Source organism: Phycisphaerales bacterium (assembly GCA_016699835.1).
GTDB lineage: Bacteria > Planctomycetota > Phycisphaerae > Phycisphaerales > UBA1924.
Genome location: CP064987.1, coordinates 1,300,120 through 1,315,675, shown reverse-complemented (window position 1 = coordinate 1,315,675; position 15,556 = coordinate 1,300,120). Strand labels below are relative to the sequence as shown.

Below are 15,556 nucleotides of genomic sequence, written 5' to 3'. Positions count from 1 at the left end.
GATCGCGGCATGATGCACGCCTTCATGCTCGCCGTCGGCACGGCTACGAACCCCTGGACGCTCTTCATGGACTCTTTCGATGCGTTCACGGTGCTGCTGATTCTGGGATCGGTCGTGGGCGTGGCGGTGGTCTTTCAGTGCCTGTTTGAGATCCGCGCGAGCCGCATCGTGCCGCAGGCGTCGTTGTCGCGTGCCAAGGGGCTTGCCGAGGCAGGACGCTGGGAGGAACTCCGGACATTCGCGAAGGGCGACTCATCGTTCGTGGGGCGTGTGCTCCAGAGGTCGCTCCTCGCAGACTCGCGCGATGACGTGCACGAGGCCGCCGAGATCGCGTCGTCGGATGAGGCCTCGCGGTGGTTCCGCAAGATCGAGATGCTCAACGTGATCGGGAACCTCGGGCCGCTCGTGGGGCTCGCGGGAACGGTGTGGGGGATGATCCTCGCATTCACGTCTCTGGGTGAGACGGGCGGACAGGCTGGCCCGGCGGATCTGTCACTGGGCATCTCCAAGGCGCTCTTCCACACGCTGCTGGGTTTGTGCCTCGCGATCCCGTGTCTGCTCGCGTTTGGCATCTATCGCGGCGTGGTCGATCGCCTGTGCACGCGAGGCATGGGCGCGGTCGCCGAGATTGTCGCGAAGTATCCGGGGGCGGCGGACGCGAGCGAGAGTGCTGCATCGCGAGCGATGGAGCGAGCCTGACGTGCGACGGCGGTTCAGATCAATCTCGCCGCACGCCCGCGGGCACGCGGGCTTTGCGAAGGTGAACGTCACGCCGCTTATTGACGTGGTGATGTGCCTGATCATTTTCTATCTGATCGTGGGCCGCCTGGCGAGCGATCGATCGGCGGGCGTGCAGTTGCCCACGACGGGCGTCGGCGCGACGCGGGCGCCCGAGGATCGTCTGGTGATCAACGTGCTCACGAGCGACGACGGTCCAAAGGTGGTGATCGAGAACGTGCCGATCGAGCGTGGGATGCTCCGCGAGCGCGTGGCGGCGTTTGTGGAGTCGGCCCGGACGAGGGGCGAGACGCCCGACGTGCAGTTGCGTGCCGACCGGACGCTCGCGTGGGGCGATCTCTCGTGGATCGTGGGCGAATGCCGCGAGGCTGGGTTGGGCGCGCTCAAACTCGCCGCCCAGCGTGGCGAGGGTGGTGGTGGGGGAGCGGGAGGCACGCCATGAGACCCATGCGTCGCCGAAACGCCCTCGCGGTGCACGAACTGCACTATGGCCCGAACATGACCCCGATGGTCGATGTCGTCATGGTGATTCTGGTCTTCTTCATGGCGAGCGCCGCGGTCCTCGGGCCTGAGTGGTTCCTGGGGACGTCGATCCCCGTCAAAGCGTCGGCCGATGCGAGTGCCCCGCCACCGGAGCACAAGCCGGTTCGCGTGGGACTCCAGATGGTCGATGGCGGCGTGGTGGTGATGATCGGCGCGCGAGAGCGGGTGGCGTTCAATGCCGCGGAGGCGCTGCTCATGGACGAGATCGCGGTCTCGGGCGGACGCGAGGCGATCGTGCTTGTCGCGCCCGGCCCTGATGTTCCGTACGACGTGGTGGTGCGCGTCCACGAGTGGATCGCGCGGGCGGGGGTTACGAAACTCGGCATCGATGATGGCGTGGGCGAGAAACCAGAATCGCCTACCGACGCCCCGGCTTTGGAGCCTGGGGTTTCGCCACCGACTCCGGCGCCTTGATGGCAAAGATCTGTAGCGAGTGACCCTTCGCCGAAAGCCCCAACTCCCGGCAGAGGGCGTCGCGGAGGCGGGTGATCTCCGGAAGATCGACCGCGACGACCTCGTTGGTGTCGAGGCGGATGAGGAGGTCACTCGGGGCCTTGCCATAGACCACGTGGTAGTGGGCGTGCTCGTCGTCGAGGGGCACCCGCTGGATGATCCCGGCGTCGAGCAGCAGACGGATCGTGCGGTAGAGCGTCGCCTTGGAGACGCGCGTGCCGGTCCGTGCCGCGTGGGCGAGGAGCGACTCGGGATCGAAGATCCCCTCCATCTGCATCACGAGGTCGAGCAGGCGTGCCCGCTCGGGGGTGTACTTGAGGCCATCCTCGCGCAGGCGCCTTCGGAAGACCGCGCAGAGCGGGTCCATGATCTCGATCGGGGTTTCCGTCGGCGCGTTGCCCATGACACGCGATCGTAGCCGGAGGCGTCCATCGATCGGTCGGGCACGCGGTCCTCGATGTCATATGCTTTTCGCGCCGGTCCCACGATCCAACGACGGCGTGGGTGACAAACGGCTGGAGGCCGCGTGAGTCGAAGCGTGACGATTGTCGCCTGGATCGCCGCCGTGCTGATCGCGATGGTCGCGCTCGGCTCCGTCGGCGCGTCCAGAATCGACGTACCAGAGAAGATCAGCGGCTTCTCGCAAGGCCTCGCGGTGACGCAAGTGTGCCTCGAGCGACTTGTCCTTGCCGGCTGGGCGCCGCTGCTCTATGTCATGGCCGGCCTGGGCTTCGCGAGTCCGTTCCGCTGGTTCTGGCGGGCGGCGAGCGATCGGACCGCGGTGCACGTCTGCGTCGGGCTGACGCTCTCGCTCACGCTCTCGCACGGGCTTGGAGTCATGGGTGTCCTGGGCGTCACCACCTCGAGGGTCGTCGTGGGTGCTGGGCTTGTGCTGCTGGCTGTTGACCTTGTCGTCCGCGCGAGGCACGGGCGATCGGCGTCGCTCCCTCCGCTCGACGCGCACGATGCTTCCGCGTCGGCCTCGCGTGGGCCGTCGCCTGTGGGGCGATTGATCGTCGGCATGCTGGGCGCGGTCCCGCTGGCGATACTGCTCCTGGCCGCGACGAGCAGGCCCGGGTGGCTCTGGAACTCCGAGTTCGGCGGGTTCGACGCGATGTCGTACCACCTGCAACTCCCGCAGGAATGGCTGGCGCTCGGGCGGATCAGGCCCCTCGATCACAATATCTATTCCTATCTCCCGAGTTATGTCGAGAGCGCGTTCCTCCACATCGGGCTGCTCGCCGGGGCGAATACGAGCGTGGATGAGGCCGGTCGCATGGGCCTTCTCGCCGGGGATGGGCTCGGTGTCATCAGCGCCCAGATCTTCCACGCGATGCTCACGCTCCAGGGCGCGTGGATGGTCGCGCGCATGGTCCGCCGGCTTCTCATTATGGGCAAGGCGAGCGTGGCCACGTCGTCTGCCGGTGCGTGGATGGCGGGGATCCTCTTCCTTTCGACGCCGTGGACGCTCGTCGTGGGCTCGCTCGCGTACAACGAGATGGCCGTCCTCACGCTGTTCGCCGGCGCGTGCATGACGGCAATCGATGCCGGTCTTTCTCCCGCGGCGCGGGGCATCTTTGCCGCGATACTTGTTGGCGGAGCCTGCGGCGCGAAGCCCACCGCCCTTCCCTTCGCAGGCACTGCCGTGGCGATTCTGCTCTTGGGATCGCTCTCGCCACGCGTCTGGCTCCGGGCCGCGATCCCCGGCGTCATCGCGGGTTGTCTCCTGCTCGCGCCGTGGATGGCCCGAAACGCGAGCGCCTCGGGCAATCCCGTCTTCCCCGCGATGACGAGCACGTTTGGTCTCGGACACTGGACCCAGGAGCAGGCTCATCGGTTCGAGCACGCCCACCAGTTCTCCGGCTCGTTCGTCGATCGCCTCTCGCTGCTGGTCACGGCCGACGACAACGACCCTGCGACCACGGCCTCCAATCCCGCGCGGGCCGGCGCGCGCCAGGGCGTGCATCGAGGGATGCTCCACCCACAGTGGGGCGCTTTCTGGCCCCTGGCGTTCGCCGGATTGGTTCTGGGAATCGTGCTGGCGCGCGGCAGGCTCTTCGTGCTGCTTCTCTCCGCGGCGTTCATCGCCCAGGTGTTCATCTGGCTCTACGCCACGCACATCCAGTCGCGGTTCCTCCTCCCGCTTATGGTCCCCGGGATCGGCTTGATCGGCCTGGCGTACGCGCGCATCCGCGAGATCATGGACATCGACTCGGGCTCGGCGCGCCCCTCGCGTGATCTGCTCCGTGCCGTGCTGTGGGTTCCCATCGTTGTGCAATGCGTGATCGCCGTGCGGGTCTTCGCGGGGCAGAACGCGGGGCGACCGCTCGCGGCCTACTTCATCACCCCGGGCGAGGTTGTGGAAGCACGATCCAAGGAACTCAACCTCCACGACGCGAGACTGGCGCTCCTCGGCGGGACCGCGCCGCTCTTTGAGCCCGCAGGCACGATGTATAACACGACCTGGGACCGATGGGCCTCGCTCGACCCAGCCGCTCTCAACTCGAATCAGATCACCCACATCCTGATCGACTGGGCCGAGATCGATCGTCTCGACCGCTCGGGCTTTGCGCCGCCGGGCGTGAACGTGGCCGAGGTCCGCGCCTTCGCGCTCCATTACGCCGCCGCCTTGCGCGACCTGGATCCCGCCCACACGCTCATCACGCTCGATCCACGCACCATCGACGCCCAATCTCCTGCTGGAGTCGGCACGTCTCGTCCGCTCGCACCATGAGCACGTCCATCCGCATCGCGCTCTGTCCCATCAACTCTGTCGTCGGCGACATCGCCGGCAATGCGAGGCTGATCGCGTCGCGACTCGACGAGGCCCGCGCGAAGAAGGCCGACCTCATCGTCTTCCCCGAACTCGCGCTCTGCGGCTATCCGCCCCGCGACCTCCTCCTCCAGCAAGGGTTCATCGAGGCCTGCATGCGCGAGGCCCGGGCGCTCGGCGAGAACCTAACCAAGGGCCTCACCGCGATCTTCGGCGTGCCGCTGCCTGTGGACACGCGAACCCACACCCACGGCGGGCCGATCCACAACTCCCTCCTTGTCTATGCCAACAACGCGATGGTCGACTACTACGACAAACGCCTCCTCCCAACGTACGACGTCTTTGACGAGGACCGCTACTTCGAGCCTGGGAGCCGCAACGTCATCGTCGAGGTTTCCACCCACGCCGGCCCAAGCATCCGTGTCGGCCTCGCCATCTGTGAGGATCTCTGGAAAGGTGAGGACGCGGGCTTTGCGCATCGATACGACGACTCGTCCGACCCCGTCGCCGAGATCGCCAAGGCCGGGTGCCAACTCATCCTTGCGCCTTCCGCGAGTCCCTTCGTCCTCGGCAAGAGCGCGCGCCATCGCGAGATTCTCCGCGCCCACGCCAAGCGGTATGCCGTCCACGTCGTGTCTCTCAATGCCCTCGGCGGCAACGACCAACTCATCTTCGACGGGCACGCCCTCGCCTATGCCCCAGACGCCACGCTCCTCCACGCCGGCCCGATCTTCACCGACACGATCGAGATCCTCGATCTCGACCTCCGCACCGCCGACGAACGAGCGCCGGCACGCACGAAGTCTTCGATCCACCCTGCCGCGGGCATCGACGCCCCCGATGAAGAACTCCTCTTCCACGCCTTGACCCTGGGCGTGCGCGACTACCTCCGCAAGACCGGCTTCACGTCCGCCCTCATCGGACTGTCCGGCGGGATCGATTCGGCGCTCACCGCCGCCATCGCAGTGAAGGCACTCGGGCCCTCCCACGTCACCGGCGTTGCGATGCCGAGCCACTACTCGTCGTCGCACAGCGTCGACGACGCGCTCGACCTCGCGAAACGACTTGGAATCTCGTGCCCGGTCGTGCCCATCGCGCCGCCCTTCGAGGGCTTCCGCCACACGCTCGATGCGGCCTTCCGCGAACTCCACCACGCCACGCTGGGCGAGAAACTCCCCGACATCACCGAGGAGAACGTGCAATCGCGCATCCGCGGCTCGATCCTGATGGCGATTTCCAATCGAACGGGGGCCATGGTACTCACCACCGGCAACAAGTCCGAACTCGCCGTCGGCTACTGCACGCTCTATGGCGACATGAATGGCGGCCTCGCCGTCCTCGCCGACGTCCGAAAGCAGCAGGTCTACGCCCTCTCGCGCTGGATCAACGCCAACCACACGACACTCGGCTTCGCCGAAGCACCGATCCCCGAGCGCACGATCACCAAGCCGCCCTCGGCCGAACTCAGGCCCGATCAGACCGACCAGGACTCTCTCCCGCCGTATGACGCGCTCGACGCGATCATCGAGGCCTATGTCGAGCACAAACTCGACGCGAGGCACATTGTCGAGAGCACCGGCCTCGACGCCGCGACCGTCTCGCGCATCGTTCGCCTGATCGATGTCTCGGAATACAAGCGCAAGCAGACGGCCGTGGGGCTGAAGGTCACCACCGTCGCCTTCGGCATAGGCCGACGCCACCCCATCGCCCAGAACTGGCGGCCCGACAAGGCGCTGTAGTTTCCGAGGTGGCACTGCTCTCCAGAGCAGTATTCCTGAGTTGATTCCCTTCAGCCGGTCACGCTGTCTTACCGACGCCGTCGGCCGAGCATCCCCAACCCCAGCACGCCCACCATCGCCGACGCCGGCGCCGGGATCACGCCATAGGCCACGTGGTCCACCGTCCACCCGTCGCCATAGGTGCTCGTGAGCGTGACGGATTGGATCGTCTCATCGAACGAGAAGATCCGGGCGTAGCCGTTGCGGAGCCCCGTCGCCGAGAGTCCGAGGAAGTTCAGCATGTCGCCGCGGTCGATGCCGTTGATGATGATTCGGTTCGTCGCCGTGCGTTGCATCTGCTGCACGCTGAACCCGATCGAGTTCACGGGCGTGTCGAAGTACATTGTGAGGTTGCCCCAGTTCCCGGCCGTGTAGTAATACTTCGACTGGTTGTCGAAGGTGTTGAGGAGGACGCGCGACCCGTCCCAGTTGCTGTCGACGAACGCCGTCCCAAAGGGGTCGGCCGCCGCGCTCATGAGGCTCGGGAGCGTCGAGGTCGGCGCGAGGTTTCCGATGCTCGAAGTGATCGCGACCCGGAACCCCGGGGCGAGCGTCGTGTCCTCGAAGTCCTCGATGGTGTGCCCGGCGATGCCGAGGTCGGCGTCGGACGCCCCCCACAGGCTCGCCGAATACGAGAATCCGGTGATCGTCGCCGAGGCCAGGCCCGAAAGCCCCGCCAGCGCGACGAGCGCCGCCGCTGATGTGCACCGCGTCATCCCCAGTCTCCAGTTGTGTCTACACGCCTGCCGGACACGGGGAATGTGCGCCATTTGCGGCTCGCAACAAGGGCGCGTCCGAGTTATCTCGATCAGATGGCGAGTTGTCGGACGTGCCCGCGCCGGCCTCAGGCGGCACAGCCGTCACGACCGGATGTCGGGCGAGGCCTTGCCATCGAGCATCTTCACCAGATGCACCTCGTCGATCGCCTCGCCGTTCAGCACCACCGCGCCGGGCTCAACGCCCCAGCGGACGAACCCCAGCCGCTCATAGAGCCGGATCGCCGCGATCGACTTCACGCTCGCCGAGAGCCCAAGACTCGTGACACCGGGCCAACGCCGCGCCGCGTCGATCACGCCGCGCATCACCCGCTCGCCCACGCCGTGGCCGCGAGCCTTGGGCGAGACATACACGCCCCACACGTGCGCTCGGTGGGCCATTTTGCGGTGCGAGAGGGTGTGGACGCCCGCCACGCCGACGAGGTTGATCTCGCCCTCGGGCGATCTCGCAAACTCGCCCATGATCACGTTCGTCCCCTCGCGGGCGATCCGCTCCAGGAACCCCGCCTGAAGCCCGCGATCATCCTCAGCACTCGCGGCAAAGGCCCACGGCGAGTCCGCAAGCATCTCCCGCCGAATCGCGATGTACGCCGACTCATCACCGGCCCCAAGCGAGCGCACCACCCCCAAGCCGCCGTCGTTCGGCTCGCCATCTCCGCCCTCGGCGCGACGCTGATTCCCTGTGGCCCGACTCATGCCACATTGAAGGCGCCACGGAAGGACGCCACGTCAAATAGGAGCCACGGAACGCCGCCGACTCAGAAACCACATCGCTCATGACTTCGATTCGTGAGGAAATTGAATAAATCCAACCACTTTGGTTGGCATTCTGGAAACCATGGCGCACATTCCCCATGTCGGGGCGATCGGAGGCGGCCAGATGCGAAGCGACCATCGAAATCGGACGGGCCCGTCGGCGAACCGGGCGAAGACCTCCGCCATGGTTCGGGCGGCGCTTGGGGGTTTCGGCGGACTGGCCCTGCTCTGTGGCACCGCCCTCGCCCAGTCGCCCGCGTTCGAGTTGATCGAGCCGTCGGCGGGATACACCGGGACGTGGGTCTCGGACATCGCCGACAATGGGACGGTCGTCGGTTGGAGTTTCACGGGGACTGTGCCCGGGTTCGGACAGACGTATCGCTATGCGCCGGGGGGCGCGAGGACCGAGTACGGGATCGGCGACTTCCCACGGATCTCGGGCGATGCGCATGTGGTGAGCGTGGACAGCGTTGGCTCCAACTTCGACGTGGTGCTCTACCGCGACGACGGCACCCAGCACACCATTCCGCCGGTCATCATCAACGGCCAGTCTCGGGGCGGACGCCTGACCCATCTCAATCGCGACGGGAGCATCGCGATGCTCTACTACCGGTCGGCCGGCAGCGAGTTCGAATCCTTCCGCTGGACACTCAACGGCAACACAACGACCCTTCCCCCATTCCCCGGCGGAAGCTCATTCAATCAGACAACGGGCCTGTCGAGCGACGGGCGCATCGCCGTGGGGAACTGGGCGCCGAACTTCACGCAGACCAACCGTCCATGGGTCTGGGAGGATGGCGCGCCGTCGCTCACGACAGTTCTTGATCCCTTCGGTACATCGATCCAGATTGGTGGTGTTGGAACAATCAGTGGCGACGGCCGCACGCTCTTCTACGTCTCCGACGCAGGTCCGGGTCTGCGATACATCTCACGTGATGGCGTCGTCGAGCCGTGGGTCTTCGGCGGTCCGCTTGCGGGCGCCAATATCTTTCCCCAAGATTCATCATTCGATGGCGGTGTGCTTGTGGGTTCTTTGGGGATCAGCGACGGCGGCGGCTCGTGGATCTGGACGCAAGCGACCGGCGCGATGCGGGCCGAGGACTTTCTTTCGATGCACGGCGTGAGCATCATCGCACCGTATCAGATCAGCCGTCTCATGGTTTCGAATGATGGCCTGCACTTCGCGGGGCTTGCCTCCGCCGCGGGCGTCGACGCGAGGGGGTTTGTGGCCACCATTCCTTCGCCCGGAATCGTGTCTTCGCTGATTCTTGTCGGAATTGGTGCAACCGCGAAACGGCGTCGGGACAGCCGTTGACTTCACGAGCGCTGTTCTTCTGGTATCAACCAACGTTTGCAACAACTGCAAACAAAATCCTAACACATGCTATGACGTGTTAGTCATAGGTGGTGGGTCTGGTGGCTCCCGCCTAAACTCTCTTCCCGGTCGCGGTGGGCCGGGGCCGAAAGGCCGTGTTTGTTTCTGATTGCAGAAACGACGGGCTGGCCGCGTGTTGCGGCGTCGGTGGATTCGAGAATGGACCCTTTGCGTCCCCCTGCAAGACGGGGGCACGGCGGTTCTTCCGGCCTTGGCGACGCGTCCACGACGGACTCGCCGCGAGATCGGAAGGCCATGAGCCGACGCGGTTTGGATACACGGCCGGACCTGCTCGCCCGCTCAGTTTCGAGCGGCCACCGAAGGACACGAGCGACCGCGGCCGCCGCGAGTGAAGTCGGACGACAGCGAGCGTACTCAACGGCGCGCAGATCCGATTGGGCTGGTGACTCACGATTCTGCTCGGGCAACACTGGACACGATGCGAGGCAATGGGCGGCGGTGGGTGCGGGAAAACAAAATCCCGGCCTAGGCCATCTCTCTCACCACTTGTTCCGTCACACGTCCCGCCCAAGCGATCTGAGGCCTAGTCCAAAGGACCAACGCACGGATCGAGAACGCCCAACGTCGAACGTCTTCGGAAGGAAATGCTCCGATGATCGATGAATCGTTGATCGCGTCTTTGGGCCTTGCTGATGCCGACCTCGACGCCATGCTCAAGGGCGTCACCACCAAGCGTGCCGGTGAAGAGGGATACATGGACAGTCTGCTCACCGAGCAGATCGCCGACCTCTCGCCCGGGAAACTCATCAAGGGCAAGGTGATCGGCTTCGCCGGCGACGACGTCGTCGTCGAGGTCGGGCTCAAGAGCGAGGGGCTCATCCCCAAGGAAGAGTTCGACGATCTCGCCGCAGTCAAGCCCGGCGCGATGATCGACGTCCTCCTTGAGGATCTCGAGGGCGAGAGCGGGCTGATCGCGCTCAGCAAGCGCAAGGCCGACCGCATGATGGCGTGGCAGCGCATCGTCGACACCCAGAAAGAAGGCGACATCGTCGAGGGTCTCGTCAGCCGCAAAATCAAGGGCGGCCTGCTCGTGGACATCGGCGTGCCGGTCTTCCTCCCGGCGAGCCAGGTCGACGTCCGCCGTCCGGGCGACGTGGGCGACTTCATGGGCCGCAAGGTCCGCGCCCAGATCATCAAGATCGACCTCGAGCGACGGAACATCGTGATTTCCCGGCGGAAACTGATCGAGGAGGAGCGCGACGCCGCCAAGAAGCGTCTGCTCGACACCGTCAAGGAGGGCGACATCGTCACCGGCACGGTCAAGAACATCGCCGACTTCGGCGCGTTCGTGGACCTCGGCGGGATCGACGGCCTGCTCCACATCACCGACATGTCCTGGGGGCGCATCAACCACCCCAGCGAGATGCTCAAGATCGACCAGAAGGTCGAGGTCAAGATCCTCAACATCGACCGCGAGAAGGAGAAGATCGCGCTGGGCATCAAGCAGCGCGAGGCCAGCCCCTGGGCGGAGATCGAGCGGAAGTATCCCGTCGGCAGCCGCGTGAAGGGCGCCGTCGTGAACCTCATGTCGTACGGGGCGTTCGTCCGTCTCGAGGACGGCATCGAGGGCCTCGTCCACATCTCCGAGATGTCGTGGACACGCCGCATCAACCACCCGTCCGAGATCGTCCAGCCCAACCAGGAGGTCGAGGTCGTCGTCCTTGAGATCAACAAGGACAAGCAGGAGATCAGCCTCGGCATGAAGCAGATCGAGGTGAACCCCTGGGAACTCGTCGGCGAGAAGTATCCGCCCGGCACCGTCCTCGAGGGGACCGTCCGCAACCTCGCCAACTACGGCGCGTTCGTGGAGATCGAGCCGGGCATCGACGGCCTGCTCCACGTCTCCGACATGTCCTGGACCAAGAAGATCACCCACCCCAACGAGGTCGTCAAGAAGGGCGATGTCGTCAAGTGCGTCGTCCTCGAGGTCGATCGCGACAAGCAGCGCGTCAGCCTGGGCATGAAGCAACTCACCGAGGATCCGTGGCTCAACGCCATCCCCGAGCACTACAAGCCGGGCATGGTCGTCCGCGGACACGTCACGAAGATCACCAACTTCGGCGTCTTCGTGGAACTCGAGGCCGAACTCGAGGGCCTGCTCCACATCTCGGAACTCTCGGATCAGAAGATCGAGAATCCGCAGGACGTGGTCAAGGCCGGCGACGAGATCGACGTCAAGATCCTCCGTGTGGACAAGTCCGACCGCAAGATCGGCCTCTCGCTCAAGCGCGCCCAGTGGGGCGACTCGACGGGTGCCGGCGGCACCGAGGAGGCGGCCCCCAGCCGTCCCAAGGCGCCAGTCCGCGGCGGCATGGACGCCCACGACGCCATGGGCACCGACAAGATCCGGTTTGAATAGCCGCAGTCGCCCCATCCAGGGGCGGTCATGCGAGAACGACTGAGTGCTCCACGGCCCTGGGAACGATCCCAGGGCCGTTTTCATTGACGAATCTGGCCTGTGCTTTAACTCAGGCAAACTGCAATCCCGGTGTTTTTACTGGTTCTCAGAATTCGTGGGAAAACAGTGTTCCGGTATTGAGCAGAAGTCGCTAATCTATGGAACACAGTGGGGTCGAAAGGCCCTCGAGGAGCAGAAAAGGTCATTTCAGGCCCTATTGGGAGAGAGACTCATGAAGTCAGTTGGTTTTCTGGCGTTGTCGGTACTCGCGGGCGCGTCCTCGTCGGCGCTTGCGGTCATCACCTATCCCGACATGAATGCGACGAACGTTCTCTTCCAGAATATTTCGGAAGACTCGACGACGAACCCGGGTGTGCCCCTCTTCGGGAGCGGCACGATCAACACCGCGGGTGACACGCTCGTCCTGAACCCCGCCAACTTCGGCGCGACCTCGACCAACGGCGGCCCCGCTGCGGCGACCCAGGGCACGCTGAATGTCGACATCCAGGCCAAGCCCGGGTTCTTCATCCCCGCCATCAACTTCGCGGAGTCGGGCGACTTCACGATCCTCGGCGGCGGCGGGCTCGGCACAGCGGTCAGCGTCACCGCGTCGATCCAGATCACTGTCAGCGAAGTCAACGGCGGCGCCATCGCCCCGATCTCGTTCTCCACGGCCCTGAACTTCTTCCCCTCGGGAGGCACCTACAACCTTCTGGAGGATGGCCAGAACAACGTCTCTATCTGGAACGGCAACCAGACGTACGACATCAACAGTTTCCTCGCCGGCAACGGGATCTTCGGCCAGGCGACTCGCGTCACCGTCGAACTGAGCAACAACCTCACCGCGACCAGCGAGTTCGGCACCATCGCCTTCATCAAGAAGAAGGAAGTCGATGGCAGCGCGATCACGGTCGTCCCCGCTCCGGGTGCCGTTGCCCTCTTGGGCCTCGGTGGCCTCGTCGCGGCTCGTCGTCGCCGGGCTTGATGTTCGAATCCTGAAACGTGGACTCCAGGGAACCCGCTGTACGGCGGGTTCCTTTTTTTTCAGGTCTTGTACCGATCATCCAAACAAAACAAAAACATGCTGTGCGACAACAAGTGTTTTTACCGGTTTCACAGAAAATCGATCAAATTGACGTGCATTTGGGTCCGAGTATCGCTAATTTGGTAGTGCGGAGGGAGTTTCCCTTTCGCGAGAGAGAGACACATATGCAGCGAATCACACTCATCGTGGGCGCGTTTTGTTTGACCGCGGGCGTCGCTTCGGCCGTGCCGATCAACTACGGCACGCTGAACGGCACGCAGGTCCAGTTCCAAAACGTGACCGAAGACTCCACCACAGATCCCTCGCCGCTCTTCGGAGCACCGGCGGTTGCGGGCAACTCGCTCGTTTTCAACCCGACCGCGTTCGGCGCGTTCGCGGGGGTCGGAAGCCCGACTGGTTCAGTCGATACGACCGACGGCACGCTCGTCACCACGATCATGGGTATCAACGGCGGGACGATCGATCAGATCGTGCTCAGCGAGGCCGGCGACTACACGCTGCTCGGCGCTCCTGGCGACTTCGCCCAGATCCTTGCCCAGGCCTCGGTCTTCATCCGCGTCATCGAGATCGATGGCGTCTCGGTGAATCCGATCAGCGTCTTCCAGGACACGCTCTTCCCCGGTGCTCTCGGGTTCAACCAGAGCCTCCCCGGTGGCGCGACCGCACTCACCGTGTGGAACGGCAGCAAGACCTTTGACATCGCTGCGGCGCTCGCCTCGCAGAGCATCTCCGGAAGCGCGACAAAGGTGACCTTCAGCCTCGACAACAGCCTCACGGCCATGGCCTTCGGCAACGCGATCGCTCGCGTGCAGAAGAAGGAGCAGGGCGTTCGCATCGACGTCATCCCGGCTCCGGGCACGATCGCCTTGATCTCCCTGGGTGGACTCGTCGCCACCCGTCGTCGCCGCTAAGGCAACCGACCCAATCGGTGGCCGACTCCACTCGGCTGCCATCTAACTCGTCTCGTTCTGACCGAGCCTCGGGCGTACACGTTCGAGGCTCGGTTGTTTCATAGTCGATGCCAAGGCGCGATTGTTCAACGAAACGGGTTCTCGGAAGTTCGTCGTGATGAATCAACTCTCGATACGTCTTCGGCGCTGTTTTCCTCTTGACGTATCGCACTGATTGCGGAACACTGTAGAGATCGAAGTGGGTGAAACTCCGCAGTTTCACATCGTGAGAGAGAGGCGCTGTTCATGTCATCCCCACTCTGTTGTTCGACGCAACTTTCGCGCGTGGTGCTCGCGAGACGCCGCATGCTGGCCTCGGCATGCGCGATCGTGGGCGCTTCAGGATTCATCTCATCGGCGCATGCGCAGCCCGCATACAAGGCCACGCCCATACCGCTCCTCCCCGGGGCAACAGAGATGCGCGCCAGGGCCGTCAACAATCGCGGCGACGTGGTCGGCCGGGCAGTGGTCGGCTCGGATCTCCACGGCTTTGCGTACATCAATAGCACGCTCATCGATCTCGGTGTCCTGGGGCCGCAACTCACCTCCGCTGGGGCTCTGGGCATCAACGACGCCCAGAAGGCCGTCGGCGTCATGCGAGTGAGCGGCACGGACCACGCCTTTGTCTGGACCAGCGCCGGCGGGATTGTGGACGTGACCTTTAACCCCGACAGCGTCCCGACCGTGAGCGGTCAGGCCGTCGCGATCAGCAACTCCGGCCTGGTCGCGGGGAGCCTCACCTTCGCGTGCAACACGAACACGAACTATTTCATCGCCTGCCGCTGGGTTGGCGGCGGCGTCATCGATGAACTCCCGGTCTTCAATCCCTGCGGGCAGAGCATCGCGACCGGCATCAACGAGGCGGGCGTCATCGCCGGCTCGAGCCAGCGATACACCGAGTTCCGCAACTGGAACCGCCCGGTGACGTGGGACGGCTTCACCCTTACCGATCTCGGCACCTTCAGTACCACCGAAGAGAACGGTGTCGCCTATGACGTCAACGATCTGGGCGTGGTCTGTGGTTATGCCGAGGACCGCACCCAGTTCATCGCCCTCGGACCTCCGGTGAAATGGGAGAACGGCTCACTCATCCGTCTGAATCCCCCCGGGAGTTTCGGCGACGCCTTCCCAGGCCAAGCCCTCGGCATCAACAACAGCGGACGCATTGTCGGCGAGTTGTTCACGTCCTTCGGCGTGATCGGCTGGATGTGGGATCAGGGCACGCTCTATCCGCTCGAGGACACCATTGTCCCCGATTTCGACTGGCAGTTCACCTCCGGCACCAAGATCGCCGACACCGGTTACGTCGCCGCGACGGGCTATTACCAGGGTGGGTTCCTCCAGGCGGCGCTGCTCGAGCCGTGTGAGCCAGGCTTTGTCATGCCCTCGATAGATCCCGCGAACGTCGGTTCCACAATCAGCATCGACGCGATCGTTGGTGCTGCCAAGCCCGCGTCGCTGCAGTGGCGATTCAATGGCGTGCCGGTATCCAACGGCGCGACCGTGAACGGCTCGGTCATCTCGGGCGCGACGTCACAAACCCTCACCATCACCAACGCGCAGGCCGCCGATGCCGGGAACTACACCCTCGTCGTCAACGGCACCTGCGGCTCGGGCACCAGCCCCGCGGTGGTCGTCGTCGTGAACACGCTCCCCACATGTGTCGCCGACGTCGACAACGGCTCGGGCACGGGCACGCCCGACGGCGGCGTCACCATCGACGATCTTCTGTACTACCTCTCCATCTTCAATCTCGGCGACGTGAGCGCCGATGTCGACGACGGGACGGGCACCGGAACGCCCGACGGCGGCGTCACCATCGACGATTTGCTCTACTTCCTGACGCGATTCAACCTCGGCTGCTGAGGCCATAAACACGTCGCTTCAATGTCCTAACACAGGTCGAGAAGATCGGGACCGGGGTTGCACGCCCAATATCCGCGTGGGCGC

Annotated in this window: 13 protein-coding genes; 10 read left to right on the top strand and 3 right to left on the bottom strand. The window is 64.6% G+C overall.

The annotated features are described in order from the left end of the window. Positions 1-9 precede the first annotated feature (9 nt). Genes IPK69_05445 through IPK69_05435 form a run of 3 tightly spaced genes read left to right on the top strand, consistent with a single transcriptional unit; the run spans position 10 to position 1,695 of the window. The gene (locus IPK69_05445; GenBank protein ID QQS10064.1) at positions 10-699 is read left to right on the top strand and encodes a MotA/TolQ/ExbB proton channel family protein; all 690 of its coding nucleotides are present in this window, start codon (positions 10-12) and stop codon (positions 697-699) included. 1 nt (position 700) lies between these two features. Next, positions 701-1,180, top strand: a complete 480-nt coding sequence (locus IPK69_05440; GenBank protein ID QQS10063.1) for a biopolymer transporter ExbD — start codon at positions 701-703, stop codon at positions 1,178-1,180. Continuing rightward, on the top strand, positions 1,177-1,695 hold the full coding sequence (locus IPK69_05435; GenBank protein QQS10062.1) for a biopolymer transporter ExbD: 519 nt from the start codon (positions 1,177-1,179) through the stop codon (positions 1,693-1,695). The genes IPK69_05440 and IPK69_05435 overlap by 4 nt, the downstream gene beginning before the upstream one ends. Here the strand turns inward: IPK69_05435 and IPK69_05430 are convergent. After that, positions 1,640-2,137 carry a transcriptional repressor gene (locus IPK69_05430; GenBank protein ID QQS10061.1) on the bottom strand — a complete coding sequence of 166 codons (498 nt, stop codon included), beginning with the start codon at positions 2,135-2,137 and terminating at the stop codon, positions 1,640-1,642. The genes IPK69_05435 and IPK69_05430 overlap by 56 nt on opposite strands. 123 nt (positions 2,138-2,260) lie before the next feature. Here IPK69_05430 and IPK69_05425 point away from each other — a divergent pair, with 123 nt between their 5' ends. Both IPK69_05425 and IPK69_05420 read left to right on the top strand, forming a co-directional pair. Next, the gene (locus IPK69_05425; protein QQS10060.1) at positions 2,261-4,468 is read left to right on the top strand and encodes a hypothetical protein; all 2,208 of its coding nucleotides are present in this window, start codon (positions 2,261-2,263) and stop codon (positions 4,466-4,468) included. An 8-nt stretch (positions 4,469-4,476) separates the two neighbouring features. Beyond that, complete coding sequence (locus tag IPK69_05420; GenBank protein ID QQS10428.1) at positions 4,477-6,246, top strand: NAD+ synthase; 1,770 nt, start codon at positions 4,477-4,479, stop codon at positions 6,244-6,246. A 68-nt stretch (positions 6,247-6,314) separates the two neighbouring features. On the opposite strand, the gene IPK69_05415 is transcribed toward IPK69_05420, so the two are convergent. After that, complete coding sequence (locus tag IPK69_05415) at positions 6,315-7,001, bottom strand: hypothetical protein (GenBank protein QQS10059.1); 687 nt, start codon at positions 6,999-7,001, stop codon at positions 6,315-6,317. 144 nt (positions 7,002-7,145) lie between these two features. Beyond that, the gene (locus IPK69_05410; protein QQS10058.1) at positions 7,146-7,757 is read right to left on the bottom strand and encodes an N-acetyltransferase; all 612 of its coding nucleotides are present in this window, start codon (positions 7,755-7,757) and stop codon (positions 7,146-7,148) included. A 184-nt stretch (positions 7,758-7,941) separates the two neighbouring features. Between IPK69_05410 and IPK69_05405 the strand changes: the two genes are divergently transcribed. The 5 genes from IPK69_05405 to IPK69_05385 all read left to right on the top strand — a co-directional run bounded on the left by IPK69_05405 (position 7,942) and on the right by IPK69_05385 (position 15,472). Next, positions 7,942-9,132, top strand: a complete 1,191-nt coding sequence (locus IPK69_05405; protein QQS10057.1) for a hypothetical protein — start codon at positions 7,942-7,944, stop codon at positions 9,130-9,132. A 673-nt stretch (positions 9,133-9,805) separates the two neighbouring features. Next, the gene (locus IPK69_05400) at positions 9,806-11,572 is read left to right on the top strand and encodes a 30S ribosomal protein S1 (GenBank protein ID QQS10056.1); all 1,767 of its coding nucleotides are present in this window, start codon (positions 9,806-9,808) and stop codon (positions 11,570-11,572) included. 271 nt (positions 11,573-11,843) lie between these two features. Beyond that, positions 11,844-12,596 (top strand): PEP-CTERM sorting domain-containing protein, encoded by a 753-nt coding sequence (locus tag IPK69_05395; protein QQS10055.1) that lies wholly within the window; start codon positions 11,844-11,846, stop codon positions 12,594-12,596. A 224-nt stretch (positions 12,597-12,820) separates the two neighbouring features. Next, positions 12,821-13,567: a hypothetical protein gene (locus IPK69_05390; GenBank protein ID QQS10054.1), complete on the top strand. Its 747-nt coding sequence runs from the start codon at positions 12,821-12,823 to the stop codon at positions 13,565-13,567. A 345-nt stretch (positions 13,568-13,912) separates the two neighbouring features. Then, positions 13,913-15,472 (top strand): immunoglobulin domain-containing protein, encoded by a 1,560-nt coding sequence (locus IPK69_05385; protein ID QQS10053.1) that lies wholly within the window; start codon positions 13,913-13,915, stop codon positions 15,470-15,472. The last annotated feature ends 84 nt before the right edge of the window (positions 15,473-15,556 follow it).

Coding starts and splice junctions, on each gene's coding strand:
- IPK69_05445 (QQS10064.1), top strand. CDS start 10: ATGATGCACGCCTTCATGCTCGCCGTCGGCACGGCTACGAACCCCTGG.
- IPK69_05435 (QQS10062.1), top strand. CDS start 1,177: ATGAGACCCATGCGTCGCCGAAACGCCCTCGCGGTGCACGAACTGCAC.
- IPK69_05430 (QQS10061.1), bottom strand. CDS start 2,137: ATGGGCAACGCGCCGACGGAAACCCCGATCGAGATCATGGACCCGCTC.
- IPK69_05415 (QQS10059.1), bottom strand. CDS start 7,001: ATGACGCGGTGCACATCAGCGGCGGCGCTCGTCGCGCTGGCGGGGCTT.
- IPK69_05410 (QQS10058.1), bottom strand. CDS start 7,757: ATGAGTCGGGCCACAGGGAATCAGCGTCGCGCCGAGGGCGGAGATGGC.
- IPK69_05405 (QQS10057.1), top strand. CDS start 7,942: ATGCGAAGCGACCATCGAAATCGGACGGGCCCGTCGGCGAACCGGGCG.
- IPK69_05400 (QQS10056.1), top strand. CDS start 9,806: ATGATCGATGAATCGTTGATCGCGTCTTTGGGCCTTGCTGATGCCGAC.
- IPK69_05395 (QQS10055.1), top strand. CDS start 11,844: ATGAAGTCAGTTGGTTTTCTGGCGTTGTCGGTACTCGCGGGCGCGTCC.
- IPK69_05390 (QQS10054.1), top strand. CDS start 12,821: ATGCAGCGAATCACACTCATCGTGGGCGCGTTTTGTTTGACCGCGGGC.
- IPK69_05385 (QQS10053.1), top strand. CDS start 13,913: ATGCTGGCCTCGGCATGCGCGATCGTGGGCGCTTCAGGATTCATCTCA.